Below are 15,332 nucleotides of genomic sequence, written 5' to 3' on the forward strand. Positions count from 1 at the left end.
TGCGCTCAGGAAGGCAAAGCCAGCGCCGCCGCGCCTTCCGCGCGCGCCGCTTCGACCGAGATCGACCAGCGCAGCAACCGGTGAGGCTCGACGATCGTTAGCTTGCCGCCGGGCCCGAACGCGCCGGTATCGATGAACACCTGTGAGCCGATCTGCTGGATGTCGCGCATCGGCGTGTGGCCGCAGTAGGTCAGCGAAAGTCCGCGCTGCCGCGCCGGATCGCCATTGCCGATGGCCAGATCACGGCCCCACAGCAATTGCTGGCGCACGTCGGCGGAAAAATTCGCGGCGTCGAGATCGGCGTCCGTGCCGAAAAATTCGGCATGCAGAATATTGAAGCGCTCTTTGCCGCTGCCCACCACGCGCACGAGCGGCAGCGTCCGCAGACGTTCCGCGTAGCACTGCAGCCGTTCGTCGGACACTTCCGCCGCCCACGATCCGCCAATTCCGTACCACCATTGCCGCCGCAAGCGCCCGTCAGCGACAGCGCATAACGTGTCTTCGTGATTGCCGAGCACGGCATAGAACCACGGCTTGTCGAGCAAAGCCAACGCCTGTTCGGAATGCTCGCCGCGGTCCACCAGATCGCCGACCGAAAACAACCGGTCGTGCGCGGGATCGAAAGCGATCTCGCGCAGCAGATAGCGCAGCGCATCCATGCAGCCATGCAGATCGCCGACGATAAAGTCGCGACCGCTCAGATTGACCGCATGATGCTGGACGGGAGTGACGAGGACGGATTCCATTCGACCATGATAGTGCGGCACGCGCGGATGCGTATGCGCGCTTCCTATCTTTTCCGGGCGTCGTACGCGGCGCAATCGTCGCGAAAACGGTGCATTCCCGGCAGGGTTTGCCGGAAATACGTCGCGTATGCGGTCATTATTGCTGCGAACGCAAATTTGCCACCTGGTCCACGGTCACTGTCGACTGCGGATTGCCGAACTGCCGGGTCACATAGTTGGTGATCGCGGCAACCTGATCGTCAGTGAGCTGGCCGCCGAATGCGGGCATCAGCACGTCGGCCTGTTTCGTCGTACGAGTGACGCCGTGCAGAATCACCAGGGCCAGATTATTGGCATCGCTCGCGCCCACCGCGGTGTTGTGAATCAGCGACGGATACGCACCGGGCGCGCTCGCGCCGATGCCCTCGCCGGTCCAGTTATGGCACGTCGCGCAATTGGCGACGAACAGGTGCGCGCCGTTCACCGCGCTGATCGTGGCGCCGCGCAGCGCGGTGACGTCGTTGGCAGGATTGCCCCACTGGTCGCGCGCACGCGCTTCGCCGCCGCTGATCGGCGGCACGGCGCGCAGATAGCCGGCGATCGAGCGGAGGTCCTCACGCGTCAGATACTGCGTGCTGTCGGCCACCACTTCGGCCATCGGGCCAGCTGCATTGGCGCGGCCCGGCGCCGCGCCGGCCGACAGATACGAGATCAGTTCGGCGTCGCTCCAGCTGCCGACGCCGCTGTTCTTGTCCGGCGTGATGTTGTACGCATGCCAGCCGGCCTGCACCGCGCCGGAGAATCGCGAGCTCGACTTCAACCCTTGCATGAAATTGCGCGGCGTATGGCATTCCTCGCAATGCGCGAGCCCTTCCACCAGATACGCGCCGCGATTCCATTCGGCGCTTTGTTTCGGATCAGGAACAAAACGGCCTTCGGTAAAATTGAACAGGTTCCAGAACACCATCAGCCAGCGCAAGTTGAACGGGAATTTCAGGCTGCTGCGCGGCGGTGTGTAGTGAATCGGCGCGAGCGTGTTCAGATACGCGCGAATCGCCAGCACGTCCTGATCGGTGACCTTCGTGTACTCCGCGTACGGGAACACCGGATAAAGCCGTTCGCCGCTCTTGCCGACGCCTTCGTGCATCGCGCGCAGAAAATCGGCGTCGCTCCATTGGCCGATGCCGGTGTCCGGATCGGGCGTGATGTTCGGCGTCGTGATCGTGCCAAACGGCGTGTTGATCGGCAAACCGCCCGCGAAGGGACGTGTTTTGTCGGCGGTGTGGCAAGCGGCGCAATCGCCGGCGCGCGCGAGGTACTCGCCGCGCCTGACCAGATCGCTGCCGGGCGACGTCGCTATGGGCGCAGCATTGGCCGTTTGCGAAGCATCGTCGGCGCGAGCTTGCGTGATCGGTAATTCATCGTTGTGCTGCACATTGGGCGCGTGCGCTTCATGCCAGGCGATATACAACGCGAACAGCGAAAAAAGTCCCGCCAGCGTCGTCACCCGGAGGAGGCGGCGACGCGCATTCTGCGCAAGCGTATCGGCCGGCTGCACGCGAGAGGTGTTCTTCGTCATTGTGGCTCTCCGTTCGGGGCTCAGATTTCACGCTTGAGCCTGTCGGCCAGTTTCAGCGACAAGGCCGCGATCGTCAGCGTGCAATTCACCGATGCGGCGGTCGGCATCACGCCGCTGCTGGCAATGAACAGATTCGAGTGATCGTGCGTACGGCAATCCGCATCGACGACGGAATCGGCCGCGTCGCGGCCCATGATCGTGGTGCCCATGATGTGATTGTTGGGCGCGAAGGTGTCGTCGAAGGAAACCTCGACGCCACCGAACAGCGCCGCGATCTGCGCATACACTTCGTGCGTGTTCGCCGCGCTCTTCTTCACGTAGTCGTTGATCGAGTAATAGATTTCGGGCTGCGGAATGCCGAGCGCATCCTTATGATCCGCCGACGGCACCACGCGATTCTGCGGCTCCGCCAGATGCTCGTGAAAGCTGTTGATGTTCAGCGTGCGCGCGACGCGGTCGCGAATCTGCCGGTCGAACTCGGCGCCGGTCAGGCCTTTTTTCAGCAGATCGGCGGTCACGCCCATGGTCGGCACGCCGTTCGACAGATGCAGCTTTTTCGCCGCGTAATCGGAGCGGAACGCGCCGTCGCGGAAGTTGACGATCGAGGTCATCTCCATCGGTCCGCGCCCTGGCCAGAGCGGTTCGTTGGCGAGGAACGTGACGCCGGTGCCCGGATGATCCATCAGATTGCGGCCCACCTGATCGGAGCTATTGCCGATGCCGTGAGGAAATTTGCCGGAGGTCGACATCAGCATCAGCTTGGGCGTTTCGATGCCGTTCGCGGCGAGCACGAACAGCTTGCCGGTCACGCGCGTACTGTTGCCGTTCGGGTCCTTGCAGTGGACCGCCGTGATGAGCCCTTTGTTGTCGGCTTCGACGCGATACACCACCGCTTGCGGAATCAGTTTCGCGCCGGCCTGCTCGGCCTTTTCCGCATGCACGACACCGTTGTACATCGCGGCGATCGGACAGATCGGCATGCAGTTGTTGTTGCCGCAGCAGGTGGGCCGCGCATCGTACGGACGGCTGTTGCGCGCCACCGGTTCGGGCACCACCTTGAAACCCTGCGCGTTGAGCACGTCGCTAAAACGCTGATCCATGTATGAGAGCGGAAGCTGGCTCATCGGATAGGGCTTCGAGCGCGGCGAACCTAGATCGACTGAGTTGTCCGGCCCGGAGACGCCGAGTTGCGCCTCAGCCGCCGAATACCACGGCTCGAGCGTTTCATACGGATACGGCCAGTCACGGCCCACGCCGTATAGCTTGTGCAACTGAAAGTCCGACGGCAGCAGCCGCCACGCGGCCGCCGCCCAGTGCCACGTCGTGCCGCCCACCAGCCGCACATACTGCGAGTTGTACGGATAGGCGCCCTTCTGAATCAGGTAATTATTGGCGGGCGCGTATTCGGGGTGCGGCGCGTAAGGCGTCGATGGATAAGGCGTTGCGAAATCGTCCTTGGCCGGTGAGTTGCGGAAGTTTTCGACGATCTGCCAGCGCGGAATGCGCGGCCCGGCTTCGAGCAGAATCACCGACGCACCGGCCAACGCCATTTGATGCGCGACCAGCCCGCCCGCCACGCCCGAACCCACCACGACGATATCGGCGGAATTTGAATTTGCCATTGTTGCCCTCTTCTCCGGTCCCATGCACGATGGTTGTGCTGGCTTATTGTTGCTTGCTGTCATGGCATGCCGGCGCCTTGTCCAACCGGGTAAGGAACGGCACGCGAGAGGAACGTCGCTCAGGCATTCACGGGTTTCTTTGTCCAATAGAACGGCACGTCGCGGCAATAGGACGGAATCGTCAGCACGTCCTTGACCGGATCGAACATCAGCGCTTTTTCATAGGCGACCACCTGCACATGCGGCATGTTGCCGACAAGGCCGAGATACCACGCTCGCATGATCGCGCTCACTGCTTTCGCGAGCGCCGGCTGTTGGGCCTGCAAAGCCTGCGTGACGGTATCGGACGGCACGCCACCATGGCCTTGCAGCCACGTGTTGAGCGTGGCGACGTTCTGGGTGAACTGGCTGTCGGATTTAACGAGGGCGTCATACACGCGTTTGCCGAGCACGGTATCGAAGCCGGTGCGGCCGGTGAGACGCTGCGAGAGGGCGAGGAACGCGTCGAGACCGCCGCCAGCGGGCGCCTCGGCGAACGCGGGCGCGATCCACGAGAGGGAACGGCCGGCGCCGGCAAACGCCAGCGCCGCGGCGGTAGCGCACGCACCCAGCACCCATGCCCTGCGCGAGAACGCAAATGAGGACGACAGTGAAGACGAAAACGAAGTTGACGACGAACACCCGGCTAAATGCGTCACTTCGCGGTGCGCATCATTGTTCTCAGGAACATCTGTCATGGGGGCTCCAGATGGTGAGTCGTTTCCAACAGGCAACGTGAGCATGGCGTGATGCCACAAGCGCGTTGCGTCGATTGCTCTACCCCGAACCTGGTCTTGCGCCGCTTTAGCGGTCTTGTTCTGCGGCGAGCGGTGCATGCGGATGCAAACCGCGCCATGCAGCGCTACGTTGTGCCGATGACGGCAATGTGAAAACAGATTGAAAACGCGGTATGAAAACCGCGAGCAGTGCGAAAAGCCTGCTGCCTGCCAATCGCCTTTCAACTGAAAGCGGCGTGCAAGGCCGTTGCGAAAGACTATAGCCTGTGACCCGCCCATTCGACAAATGGCGCCCGAAGCGCGGGTAGAATCCGCGACACACCCCAAAGGCCCGACGCCCCCGATCCCATGCTCACAAAATACTATCCGCAAGTTCTCCGCAATCGGCCGCGCATGCTGATCGGCCTCGCAGTCGGTGTCGTCGCCTCGCTGGTGGTGCCCGAGCACACCCGTTCGATGGTGCGTGGGCTGATCGGCTGGGACGCCGCCGTATGGAGCTACCTGGTCCTGATCTGGATACACATGGCCGCGGCAGACGAAGGCCGGGTCCGCGAGTCCGCGCTGCGCGACGACGAAAACGCAGGCGTGGTGCTGTTCGTGATTTGCGTCGCGACCATCGCCAGCATTGCCGCCATCGTGCTGGAACTGGCCTCGGCGAAGGGCACGGCCGGCGCATCGACTGCATGGCACTACCTGCTGACCGGCCTCACGATGTTCGGCGCATGGTTCATGATCCCGACCATTTTCACGATGCACTATGCGCGCCTGTACTACGACCCCGACGCGAAGGAGACGCCGCTCCTGTTCCCCGACCACAAGCTCCAGCCCGACTACTGGGACTTCATGTACTTCTCGTTCACGATCGCGGTGGCCTCGCAAACCTCCGACGTGGTGCTGCGCTCGCGCTCGATTCGCCGCGCGGCGCTCGCGCAATCGATTCTTTCGTTCTACTTCAACGTGGCCGTGCTCGGCTTGTGCGTGAACATCGCGGCGGGCTTGCTCGGTTCGTGACACCGCCGCTTCACCCGTTTGCGGTCACCGCGCCGCCTTCTGCAAGCCGCGTGTAAAACCCGGACGACGCCCGCCCGTTTTACACGCAGCCCATGCGGCCCGCTTGGGCCCGCTTGGGCCCGCTTGGGCCCGCTTGGGCCCGCTTGGGCCCGCTTGAGCCCGCTTGGGCCTGCTTGGGCCCGATTGCCGCCCCCTGCCGCCATCCCCCGCTGCTCCCCACCCTTCGGGCGCACGCTTCGCGCCCTTCCGCCCCGGTCCAAAACTCGCTGGCACAGCGTTTGCTGTGGTTTGCCATGTGTATTGCCGAGCAATCTGGCCAACTCCCGTGCAATCGGCCTCTGGCGTCAAAGCACCTGTTACTGGCCAGCGGCGTGACGATCTTTGCACTACATTGACCAGTACGCGCCCTCGCTTCACGCAACGCGCGGGCAGCCGGCTCTGGAAGCCCAATGAGCGCTGTGATCGCATGTCAATTGCATCCACACCGCAGCAGGACGAATCTGGAAAAGACCGATGGAATCTCCAAACGGGTATGCGCCGCGGATCTACTTTTTTCATTCACTCCTCGTTGGGCCGCTCGATGCCTGGCCTGCGCAATTCGCTCACGCGGCCGCGCTGGGCTTCGATCACGCGCTGATCGGCAGCCTCTTCGAGCCGGGCCGGGCGGGACATGGACAGGTGGTCGGCAATCACGGCCAGGTGCATCCAGTGTTCGAGACGCAGCAACCGGCCACCGCGGCAATCAGGACGCTCGCGGATGCCGCCCGTCAGAACGGCTTGACCTTGCTGGTCGACCTCGTGATCGACCGGATGGCCGCCGATGGCGCGCTGTACGCCGAACATCCCGGCTGGTTCCATCCGTTCGAATCCGCAGAGGCGCGGCTCGATCCACGCCATGCGCATCGCGAGGACAACGTCGCCTACGCGAACTTCAACGACGCCGGCAGCAGCGCGGCGCTAGTCGGCTGGTGGACGCGTCAACTGCTGGCGCTGGCCGACGCGGGCGTCGGCGGCTTCCGTTTCGATTCGCCGCACCGCGTGCCGGCTGCGGTCTGGCGGCAACTCGGCGAGGCGGTGCGCGCGCGGCATCCGGAGGTGCGCTTCCTCGCTGCGACGCCGGGTCTCGCGCGCGGCGACCTGCTCGGCCTTGAAGACGCGGGCTTCGACAGCGTGTTCTCGTCGGTGCGCTGGTGGGACTTCCGCGCCGGCTGGATGGTCGAAGACCATGCGGCGCTCGCGCGCGTCGGCGCACCTGTCGCGTTTCCCGAAGCCCCTTACGGCACGCGGCTCGCCGCCGATCTGAACGATGCGCACGACGCCGCCATCGTCGAGCGGGCTTATCGTCGCGGGCTGTTCACGGCGGCCTCGACCGGCGCCGGCTGGATGATGCCAATGGGCTTCGAATACGGCGTGACGGAGCCGATGTGGCAAACGCGCGGCAACGCCTCGCAATATGCGCTTGCCTGTCAGTCGAAGAAATTCGACCTCTCGGAGCAGATCTCGCTGGCGAACGCGATGGTGCGCAATACGAAGGTACTGCAGGCCAATGGCGAATTGCGTCCGCTCAGCGGTCCGGGCGCACCCGCGGCCGTGCTGCTGCGCGCCGACAACCCCGACTTGCGCGACGCCGGCGAAGCAATCCTGATCGCGATCAATCCCGAACTCGGCGCGCCGGTGCGCGTCGATCCGGCGCGCTTCCTCGGCGGCGTGCCGGGCAACTTCACGCGCTTCGTGCCGCTCGAAGCGCCAGGCCATGTCGAACCCGCTGGATTGACGCCGTTCGCGCTCAAGCCCGGCGCGATCCGCCTGTTCCGCGCGGTGGCCGACGAGCCGATCCGTCTCGCACCGCCGATCGACAAGGCGAGCGGCAAGCGCAGCGGCCACAAGACCGTCATGGAAGCGATCGCCGCGCCGCGCGTGGCGATCGAAAGCGTGACGCCCTCGGTCGATAACGGACGCTTTCCGGTCAAGCGCACGGTGGGCGAGCGCGTCGAGATCGGCGCGGCGATCTTCGCCGAAGGTCACGACAAGATCGCTGCAGCCGTGATCTGGCGCGCCGCCGACGAAACCGCATGGCACGAAGTGCCGATGGACCCCGCGCCGCCGGCCGGCCTCGACCTCTGGCGGGCGCGCATTCCGCTCGAACGCCTCGGCCGCCACGAGTTCACTGTGATTGCGTGGCGCGACGACTTCGCGTCGCTGGTCGAGCACATCGAGAAGAAGCTGAAGGCCGGCCAAACCGTCGAGATCGAACTCGAAGAAGCTGCGCACCTGTTCGCGCTGGTGCTCGCCGAGGTGGAAACGTCTGACGGCGCGGTCACCAAGCCGCTCGAACAGATCGTCAAGGACTTCGCCAAGGCCGGCCCCGACGCGAAGCTCGCGCTGATCCTCGCGCCGGGCACGGCGAAGGCGATGACGGCCGCGCGGCACCGCCCGTACCTGAGCCGCGATCCGATCGTCTACAAGATCGAGGCCGAGCGCACCGCCGCGCGCTTCGCGAGCTGGTATGAGATCTTCCCGCGTTCGATGAGCGACGACGAATCGCGCCACGGCACCTTCGCCGATGTGATCACAAAGCTGCCGCGCGTGCGCGACATGGGTTTCGACGTGCTGTACTTCCCGCCGATCCACCCGATCGGCCGCGCCAATCGCAAGGGCCGCAACAACACGCTGAACGGGCAACCGGGCGACGTCGGCAGCCCGTATGCGATCGGCGCGGCGGAAGGCGGCCACACTGCCGTGCATCCGCAACTCGGCACGCTCGACGACTTCAAGACAATGCTGGCCGCCGCGCACGCGCACGGCCTCGAAATCGCGCTCGACTTCGCGATCCAGTGCGCACCCGATCACCCGTGGCTGAAAGAGCATCCGGCGTGGTTCGCCTGGCGCCCCGACGGCACGCTGCGTTACGCGGAAAATCCGCCGAAGAAGTACCAGGACATCGTCAATCCCGACTTCTATACGCACGACGCCAAGCCCGACTTGTGGCTCGCTTTGCGCGACGTGATCCTGTTCTGGATCGAAGCGGGCGTGCGCATTTTCCGCGTCGACAATCCGCACACCAAGCCGCTGCCGTTCTGGGAATGGATGATCGACGACGTCCGCTCGCGCTATCCCGACACGATCTTTCTCGCCGAAGCGTTCACGCGGCCGCGCATGATGAACCGCCTCGGCAAGATCGGCTTCTCGCAGTCGTACACGTATTTCACGTGGCGCGAATCGAAGCGCGATTTCATCGAGTACATGACCGAACTCACGCAAACCAATGCGCGTGATTTTTATCGGCCGAACTTCTTCGTCAATACGCCGGACATCAATCCGCGTCATTTGCAATCGTCAGGGCGTTCGGGTTTTCTGATTCGCGCGGCCCTGGCGGCAACCCTCGCCGGTTCGTGGGGCGTGTACTGCGGCTTCGAGTTGTGCGAGGCGGCCGCGCTGCCGAACAGCGAGGAATATCTCGACGCCGAGAAGTATCAGCTGCGCGCATGGGACTGGCACCGGCCCGGCAACATCGTCGGCGAGATCAGCGCTTTGAACCGGATCCGCCGCGCGAACCCGGCGCTGCAAACGCACCTAGGTCTCACGTTCCTGTCCGCGCACAGCGACAACGTGCTGTTCTTCGAGAAAGCGACCGAAGCACGCGACAACGTGATCCTTGTCGCGATCAACCTCGACCCGTTCAACGAACAGGGCGCCGATATCGAATTGTCGTGGGACACTTTCCAGCGTTGGCATCTGCACGACCACGGCACGCTGGAAGTGACCGATCAGATGACGGGTGCGCGCTTCGAATGGCATGGCCGCTGGCAGCACGTGCAACTCGGTTCGGGCCAGCCTTTCTCGATCTGGCGCATCGCGCCGCTCGGCGGCCTGCCCGCCGACCGCCCGGACGATGCCGACAGCGGCTATCACGCAGACGACGCTGGCAACCCAACCCCAACGGAAGGTGCGACATGAAGCGTGACGATCCAGCCCCAACCACGTCGCAAGCCCATTCGAGCGCAGCCACCGGCAGCACGGCGAAAGTGCGGACGGCACGGCGCGGCAAACCCGCTGCCCTCAGCGACGACCCGCTCTGGTACAAAGACGCGATCATTTATCAGGTGCATATCAAGTCGTTCTTCGACGCGAACAACGACGGCGTGGGCGACTTTCCGGGCTTGATCGCGAAGCTCGACTACATCGCCGAACTCGGCGTGAACGCGATCTGGCTGCTGCCGTTCTACCCGTCGCCGCGTCGCGACGACGGCTACGACATTGCCGATTACCGCAACGTGCACCCCGACTACGGCCAGCTCGCCGACGTGAAGCGCTTCATTCAGGAAGCGCATGCGCGCGGCATCCGCGTGATTACCGAACTGGTGATCAACCACACGTCGGATCAGCACCCCTGGTTTCAGCGCGCGCGGCGTGCGAAACCGGGCTCGAATTATCGCAACTACTACGTGTGGTCGGACACCGATCAGAAGTACACGGAGACACGGATCATCTTTATCGACGCGGAACCGTCGAACTGGACGCATGACCCGGTTGCGGGCGCTTACTACTGGCACCGTTTCTATTCGCACCAGCCTGACCTGAATTTCGACAACCCCGCCGTGCTGCGCGAGGTGCTGCATGTGATGCGCTTCTGGCTCGATATGGGGATCGACGGGCTGCGGCTCGACGCGGTGCCGTATCTGGTTGAACGCGAAGGCACCAACAACGAGAACCTGCCGGAAACGCACGCGGTGCTGAAGAAGATCCGCGCGACCATCGACGCCGAATATCCGAACCGGATGCTGCTCGCCGAAGCGAACCAGTGGCCGGAAGACGTGAAAGAGTATTTCGGCGACGAAGACGAATGCCACATGGCGTTCCACTTCCCGCTGATGCCGCGCATCTACATGTCGATCGCGAGCGAGGACCGCTTCCCGATCACCGACATCATGCGGCAAACGCCGGACCTCGCCGAAACGAATCAGTGGGCGATTTTCCTGCGCAATCACGATGAACTGACGCTCGAAATGGTCACCGATTCGGAGCGCGATTATCTGTGGAACACGTATGCGAGCGACCGCCGCGCACGCCTGAATCTCGGCATTCGCCGCCGCCTCGCGCCGCTGATGGAACGCGACCGCCGCCGTATCGAGCTGATCAATTCGCTGCTACTGTCGATGCCCGGCACGCCCGTGATCTATTACGGCGACGAACTCGGCATGGGCGACAACATCCACCTCGGGGACCGCGACGGCGTACGCACGCCGATGCAATGGTCGTCGGATCGCAACGGCGGTTTCTCGCGCGCCGATCCTGAGCAACTGGTGCTGCCGCCGGTGATGGGTTCGCTGTACGGCTTCGACGCGGTCAACGTCGAAGCGCAAAGCCGCGATCCGCATTCGCTGCTGAACTGGACGCGGCGCATGCTTGCCACGCGCCGCGCGAAACAAACCTTCGGACGCGGCACGATCCGCTTCCTGAAGCCGGAAAACCGCAAGATTCTCGCGTACCTGCGTGAGATGCCGGGCGAACCGCCGATCCTGTGCGTCGCGAATCTGTCGCGCGCACCGCAAGCGGTGGAACTCGACCTGTCGGAATTCAACGGCTCGGTGCCGATCGAAATGACGGCGGATTCCGTGTTCCCCGCGATCGGCCAGCTCACCTATCTGCTGACCTTCCCGCCGTACGGCTTTCTGTGGTTCATGCTGTGCGAGGGCAGCCAGCGTCCGACGTGGGCACAGGCGCATTCCGAGCCGCTGCCCGAATTCGTCACGATCGTGATCCGCGAAGGCCAGGCCGGCCCGACGCCGGAGAATGTCCGTCTGCTGGAATCCGAAGTGCTGCCGTCATGGCTGAGCCGGCGCCGCTGGTTTGCATCGAAGGATCAGAAGATGCATGCCGTGCGCCTCGCCGCGCTGACCACGATTCCGAACGGCGGCTTCGCGTTCACCGAAATCGAAGCGGACGTGGGCGATCACACCGAGCGCTACGTGGTGCCGATCGCGATCACCTGGGGCGGCGAAACCACCACGCCGCTATTCATCCAGCTGGCGCTCGCGCGCGTGCGCCGCGGCCGCAACGTCGGTCACCTGACCGACGCATTCGCGCTGCCGATCTTCGCGCACGGCGTGCTGCGCAAGCTGCGCGAACGCGCGGTCATTCCGACGGTGCAGAAGAGCGAAATCAGGTTCATCCCAACCGCGCGATTCGCCGAACTCGAGCATCTTGGCGAGCAGCCCGAAGTTCGTTGGCTCGCCGCCGAGCAAAGCAACAGTTCGCTGATCATCGCCGACGCTGCCGTCCTGAAGCTGGTGCGGCGCCTCGTGAGCGGCATTCATCCGGAAGCGGAAATCAGCCGCTATCTGACCCAGCTCGGTTATGCCTACACCGCGCCGCTGTATGGCGAAGTGGTGCGCGTGGATCCCGAAGGCGTACCGCATACGCTGGCTATCCTGCAAGGCTATATCGACAATCAGGGCGACGCCTGGAACTGGTCGCTCGACTTCCTGCGCCGCTCGGTCGACGAGCTGGCGCTCGCCGTCGATGCGGATGCGCAATCGCCCGATCGCGACAACGAAGCGATTCTGGTGGAAAGCTATAGCACGCTGGCCAGCACCATCGGCAAGCGGCTCGGCGAGTTGCACGTGGCGCTCGCCTCGCCTACCGACGACCCGGCCTTCGCACCGGAGCGCGCGAGCGCCGAACAGGTCAAGGCGTGGATCGACGGCACGCAAGCGATGCTCGCCGCCGCGCTCGATCTGCTCGCGCAGCGCATCGATCAAATGACCGACCCGGAAACCCAGGCATTGGCACAAAGCCTGATGGACCGCCGCGCGGCACTCACCAAAGCCGTCAACAAGCTCGTGCCGGCCGACGCAGGCGCCTTGCGCATCCGCATTCACGGCGACTTCCATCTGGGTCAGGTGCTGGTCGCGCAGGGCGACGCGTATCTGATCGACTTCGAAGGCGAGCCTGCCCGTACGCTCGAAGAGCGGCGTCAGAAGTCGAGCCCGTGGCGCGACGTGGCCGGTTTGCTGCGCTCGCTGTCGTACGCGAGCGCGGCGGCGCAGTCGACGATGGAAAGCGCGCCGCAGCAAACCGCCGATCGCAAGCGTGTGCTGTTCGAGCGCTTCCGCGCGAGCGCGGCGGAAGCGTTCCTGAAGGAGTACCGCGCCGCGATCGCCACCGCGGAGCCGCCGCTGGTCGCCGCGGAATCGGAGCAGGGCTTGCTCGATCTGCTACTGATCGAGAAGGCCGCTTACGAAATTTGTTACGAAGCGGCCAATCGTCCGACGTGGCTCGGTTTGCCGGTACGCGGCCTCGCCGCGCTCGCCAGCCGTTTGCTCGGCTACACCGGCACGCCGGCCCACGATTCATCCAACCAGGCGCCAGGCGCCGGCGCACCGCCTAATCCGACCGAGGGCGACTATGAGTGAGCACGATCCGGCCTCGGGCCTTCAACCGCTCGATATCGATGCGCTCGTCGAGGCGCGTCATCCAGATCCTTTTTCGCAGCTCGGGCTGCATCACACGGACGCGGGTCCGGTGGTGCGCGCGTTGCTGCCGAACGCCGCGCACGTCAGCGTGATTACGCGCGCCGACGGCACGACGCTCGGCGAGCTTCAGCAGCTGCGGCCCGGACTGTTTGCCGGCCGCGTCACGTCCGCGGCGCAGTACCGCTTGCGCATCGACTGGCACGGCGCGGTGCAGGAGATCGAAGACACCTATTCATTCGGCCCCGTGCTTGGCGACGAACCGCTGGGGCGTCTCGCCGGCGGCGATCCGTATGCGGTGCTCGAATGTCTGGGCGCACGTCCGATGGAAATAGACGGCGTGCCTGGTGTGCGCTTCGCCGTGTGGGCGCCGAACGCGCGGCGCGTCTCGGTGGTCGGCGACTTCAATGCGTGGGACGGCCGCCGCCATCCGATGCGGCTGCGCCATCAGGCCGGCGTGTGGGAGTTGTTCGTGCCGCGCCTCGGTGTGGGCACGCGCTACAAATACGAGTTGCTCGCCCGCGACGGCCATCCGTTGCCGTTGAAGGCCGATCCGTGCGCGATGCAAACGGAACAGCCGCCCGGCACCGCCTCGGTGGTCGCGCAGGTCGACGAAATCGAGCAGTTTCAATGGACCGATCAAGCGTGGATCGAGTCGCGCGCCGCCAGGCAAACCGCACGCGCACCGATCTCGATCTACGAAGTGCATGCCGAATCCTGGCTGCGCGTCGTTGAAGAAGGCCAGCGCGGTCTCAACTGGGAAGAACTCGCCGAACGCCTGATTCCGTACGTGCAGAGCATGGGCTTCACGCACGTCGAATTCATGCCGATCGCCGAGCATCCGTTCGGCGGTTCCTGGGGCTACCAGCCGCTCGGGCAGTTCGCGCCGTCGGCACGTTTCGGCAAACCCGAGCGGTTCGCCGCGTTCGTCAACCAGGCGCATGAGGCCGGTATCGGCGTGATTCTCGACTGGGTGCCCGCGCATTTCCCAAACGACGCCCACGGTCTGGTCGACTTCGACGGCACGCCGCTCTACGAGCACGCCGATCCGCGCGAAGGCTATCACCAGGACTGGAACACGATGATCTACAACCTCGGCCGCAACGAGGTGAGCGCGTTCCTGATCGCCTCCGCGCTGGCATGGCTCAAGCGCTATCACGTCGACGGTTTGCGGGTGGATGCGGTCGCCTCGATGCTGTATCGCGATTACTCGCGCGCCGCCGACGAGTGGGTGCCGAACATCTACGGCGGGCGCGAGAATCTCGAATCGATCGCGTTCCTGAAGCGGCTCAATCATGAAGTCGGCTATGTGCCGGGCGTGCCCGGCGCGATGACGATCGCCGAGGAATCGACCGCGTGGCCCGGCGTCACCGCGCGTGTGGAAGACGGCGGCCTCGGCTTCCAGTTCAAGTGGAACATGGGCTGGATGCACGACACGCTGCACTACATGCACGAAGACCCGATCCACCGCCGATACCATCACCATGAGATGACGTTCGCCATGGTGTACGCGTACTCGGAGCGCTTCGTGCTGCCCCTCTCGCACGACGAAGTGGTGCACGGCAAGGGCTCGCTGCTCGGCAAGATGCCCGGCGACACGTGGCAACGCTTCGCCAATCTGCGCGCGTACCTCGGCTTCATGTGGACGCATCCGGGCAAGAAGCTGCTGTTCATGGGCGACGAATTCGGCCAGATGGCGGAATTCGATCACGACACGTCGCCGCATTGGCATCTGCTCGACGATCCGAACCATCACGGCGTGCAGAAACTCGTGCGCGACCTGAATCATCTGTACCACCAGGAGCCGGCGCTGCATCAGCTCGACTGCGAACCCGGCGGCTTCGAATGGCTGATCGGCGACGACAGCAGCAACAGCGTATTCGCCTATCGCCGCAGCGACGGCGCGGGCCGCGAACTGGTGGCGGTCTGCAATATGACGCCGATGCCGCGGGTCGGCTACCGGATCGGCATGCCGCACGGCGGCCGCTGGGTCGAAGTGCTGAATACGGACGCCGGCGTGTATGGCGGCTCGAACATGGGTAATGGCGGGCTGGTTCACAGCGAGGAAATCTCGAGCCACGGCAGGCCGTATTCCGCGTCGCTGATTTTGCCGCCGCTGGCGACAATCGTTTTGCGCGCGGATTGAT

8 protein-coding genes are annotated in these 15,332 nt (G+C 64.4%); 4 read left to right on the forward strand and 4 right to left on the reverse strand.

Going from position 1 to position 15,332, the window contains the following annotated elements; translation table 11 throughout:
- Positions 1-5 precede the first annotated feature (5 nt).
- The 4 genes from AC07WT_RS37710 to AC07WT_RS37725 all read right to left on the reverse strand — a co-directional run bounded on the left by AC07WT_RS37710 (position 6) and on the right by AC07WT_RS37725 (position 4,663).
- Positions 6-746 (reverse strand): metallophosphoesterase, encoded by a 741-nt coding sequence (locus AC07WT_RS37710; protein WP_492594768.1) that lies wholly within the window; start codon positions 744-746, stop codon positions 6-8.
- 136 nt (positions 747-882) lie between these two features.
- Positions 883-2,304 carry a c-type cytochrome gene (locus AC07WT_RS37715; RefSeq protein ID WP_494950882.1) on the reverse strand — a complete coding sequence of 474 codons (1,422 nt, stop codon included), beginning with the start codon at positions 2,302-2,304 and terminating at the stop codon, positions 883-885.
- A 20-nt stretch (positions 2,305-2,324) separates the two neighbouring features.
- Positions 2,325-3,926: a GMC family oxidoreductase gene (locus AC07WT_RS37720; protein WP_494950883.1), complete on the reverse strand. Its 1,602-nt coding sequence runs from the start codon at positions 3,924-3,926 to the stop codon at positions 2,325-2,327.
- Positions 3,927-4,045: 119 nt separating this feature from the next.
- A complete protein-coding gene (locus tag AC07WT_RS37725) occupies positions 4,046-4,663 on the reverse strand; it encodes a sugar dehydrogenase complex small subunit (protein WP_494950884.1) in 618 nt (205 codons plus the stop codon).
- A gap of 387 nt (positions 4,664-5,050) precedes the next feature.
- Between AC07WT_RS37725 and AC07WT_RS37730 the strand changes: the two genes are divergently transcribed.
- The 4 genes from AC07WT_RS37730 to glgB all read left to right on the forward strand — a co-directional run bounded on the left by AC07WT_RS37730 (position 5,051) and on the right by glgB (position 15,331).
- Positions 5,051-5,713, forward strand: coding sequence for a DUF1345 domain-containing protein (locus AC07WT_RS37730; protein ID WP_492594764.1), 663 nt, complete (start codon positions 5,051-5,053; stop codon positions 5,711-5,713).
- A 513-nt stretch (positions 5,714-6,226) separates the two neighbouring features.
- On the forward strand, positions 6,227-9,670 hold the full coding sequence (locus tag AC07WT_RS37735) for a maltotransferase domain-containing protein (protein WP_494950885.1): 3,444 nt from the start codon (positions 6,227-6,229) through the stop codon (positions 9,668-9,670).
- Positions 9,667-13,128 (forward strand): maltose alpha-D-glucosyltransferase, encoded by a 3,462-nt coding sequence (gene treS, locus AC07WT_RS37740; RefSeq protein ID WP_494950886.1) that lies wholly within the window; start codon positions 9,667-9,669, stop codon positions 13,126-13,128. Before AC07WT_RS37735 ends, treS begins: the two co-directional genes overlap by 4 nt.
- Positions 13,121-15,331 carry a 1,4-alpha-glucan branching protein GlgB gene (gene glgB / locus AC07WT_RS37745; RefSeq protein WP_494950887.1) on the forward strand — a complete coding sequence of 737 codons (2,211 nt, stop codon included), beginning with the start codon at positions 13,121-13,123 and terminating at the stop codon, positions 15,329-15,331. The genes treS and glgB overlap by 8 nt, the downstream gene beginning before the upstream one ends.
- The last annotated feature ends 1 nt before the right edge of the window (position 15,332 follow it).

Source organism: Paraburkholderia sp. GW821-FHT02A12, from assembly GCF_059422005.1.

What these genes read in the sequence shown, in the direction of transcription:
- AC07WT_RS37710 (WP_492594768.1), bottom strand. Translation starts at nt 746, where the DNA reads ATGGAATCCGTCCTCGTCACTCCCGTCCAGCATCATGCGGTCAATCTG.
- AC07WT_RS37715 (WP_494950882.1), bottom strand. Translation starts at nt 2,304, where the DNA reads ATGACGAAGAACACCTCTCGCGTGCAGCCGGCCGATACGCTTGCGCAG.
- AC07WT_RS37720 (WP_494950883.1), bottom strand. Translation starts at nt 3,926, where the DNA reads ATGGCAAATTCAAATTCCGCCGATATCGTCGTGGTGGGTTCGGGCGTG.
- AC07WT_RS37725 (WP_494950884.1), bottom strand. Translation starts at nt 4,663, where the DNA reads ATGACAGATGTTCCTGAGAACAATGATGCGCACCGCGAAGTGACGCAT.
- AC07WT_RS37730 (WP_492594764.1), top strand. Translation starts at nt 5,051, where the DNA reads ATGCTCACAAAATACTATCCGCAAGTTCTCCGCAATCGGCCGCGCATG.
- AC07WT_RS37735 (WP_494950885.1), top strand. Translation starts at nt 6,227, where the DNA reads ATGGAATCTCCAAACGGGTATGCGCCGCGGATCTACTTTTTTCATTCA.
- treS (WP_494950886.1), top strand. Translation starts at nt 9,667, where the DNA reads ATGAAGCGTGACGATCCAGCCCCAACCACGTCGCAAGCCCATTCGAGC.
- glgB (WP_494950887.1), top strand. Translation starts at nt 13,121, where the DNA reads ATGAGTGAGCACGATCCGGCCTCGGGCCTTCAACCGCTCGATATCGAT.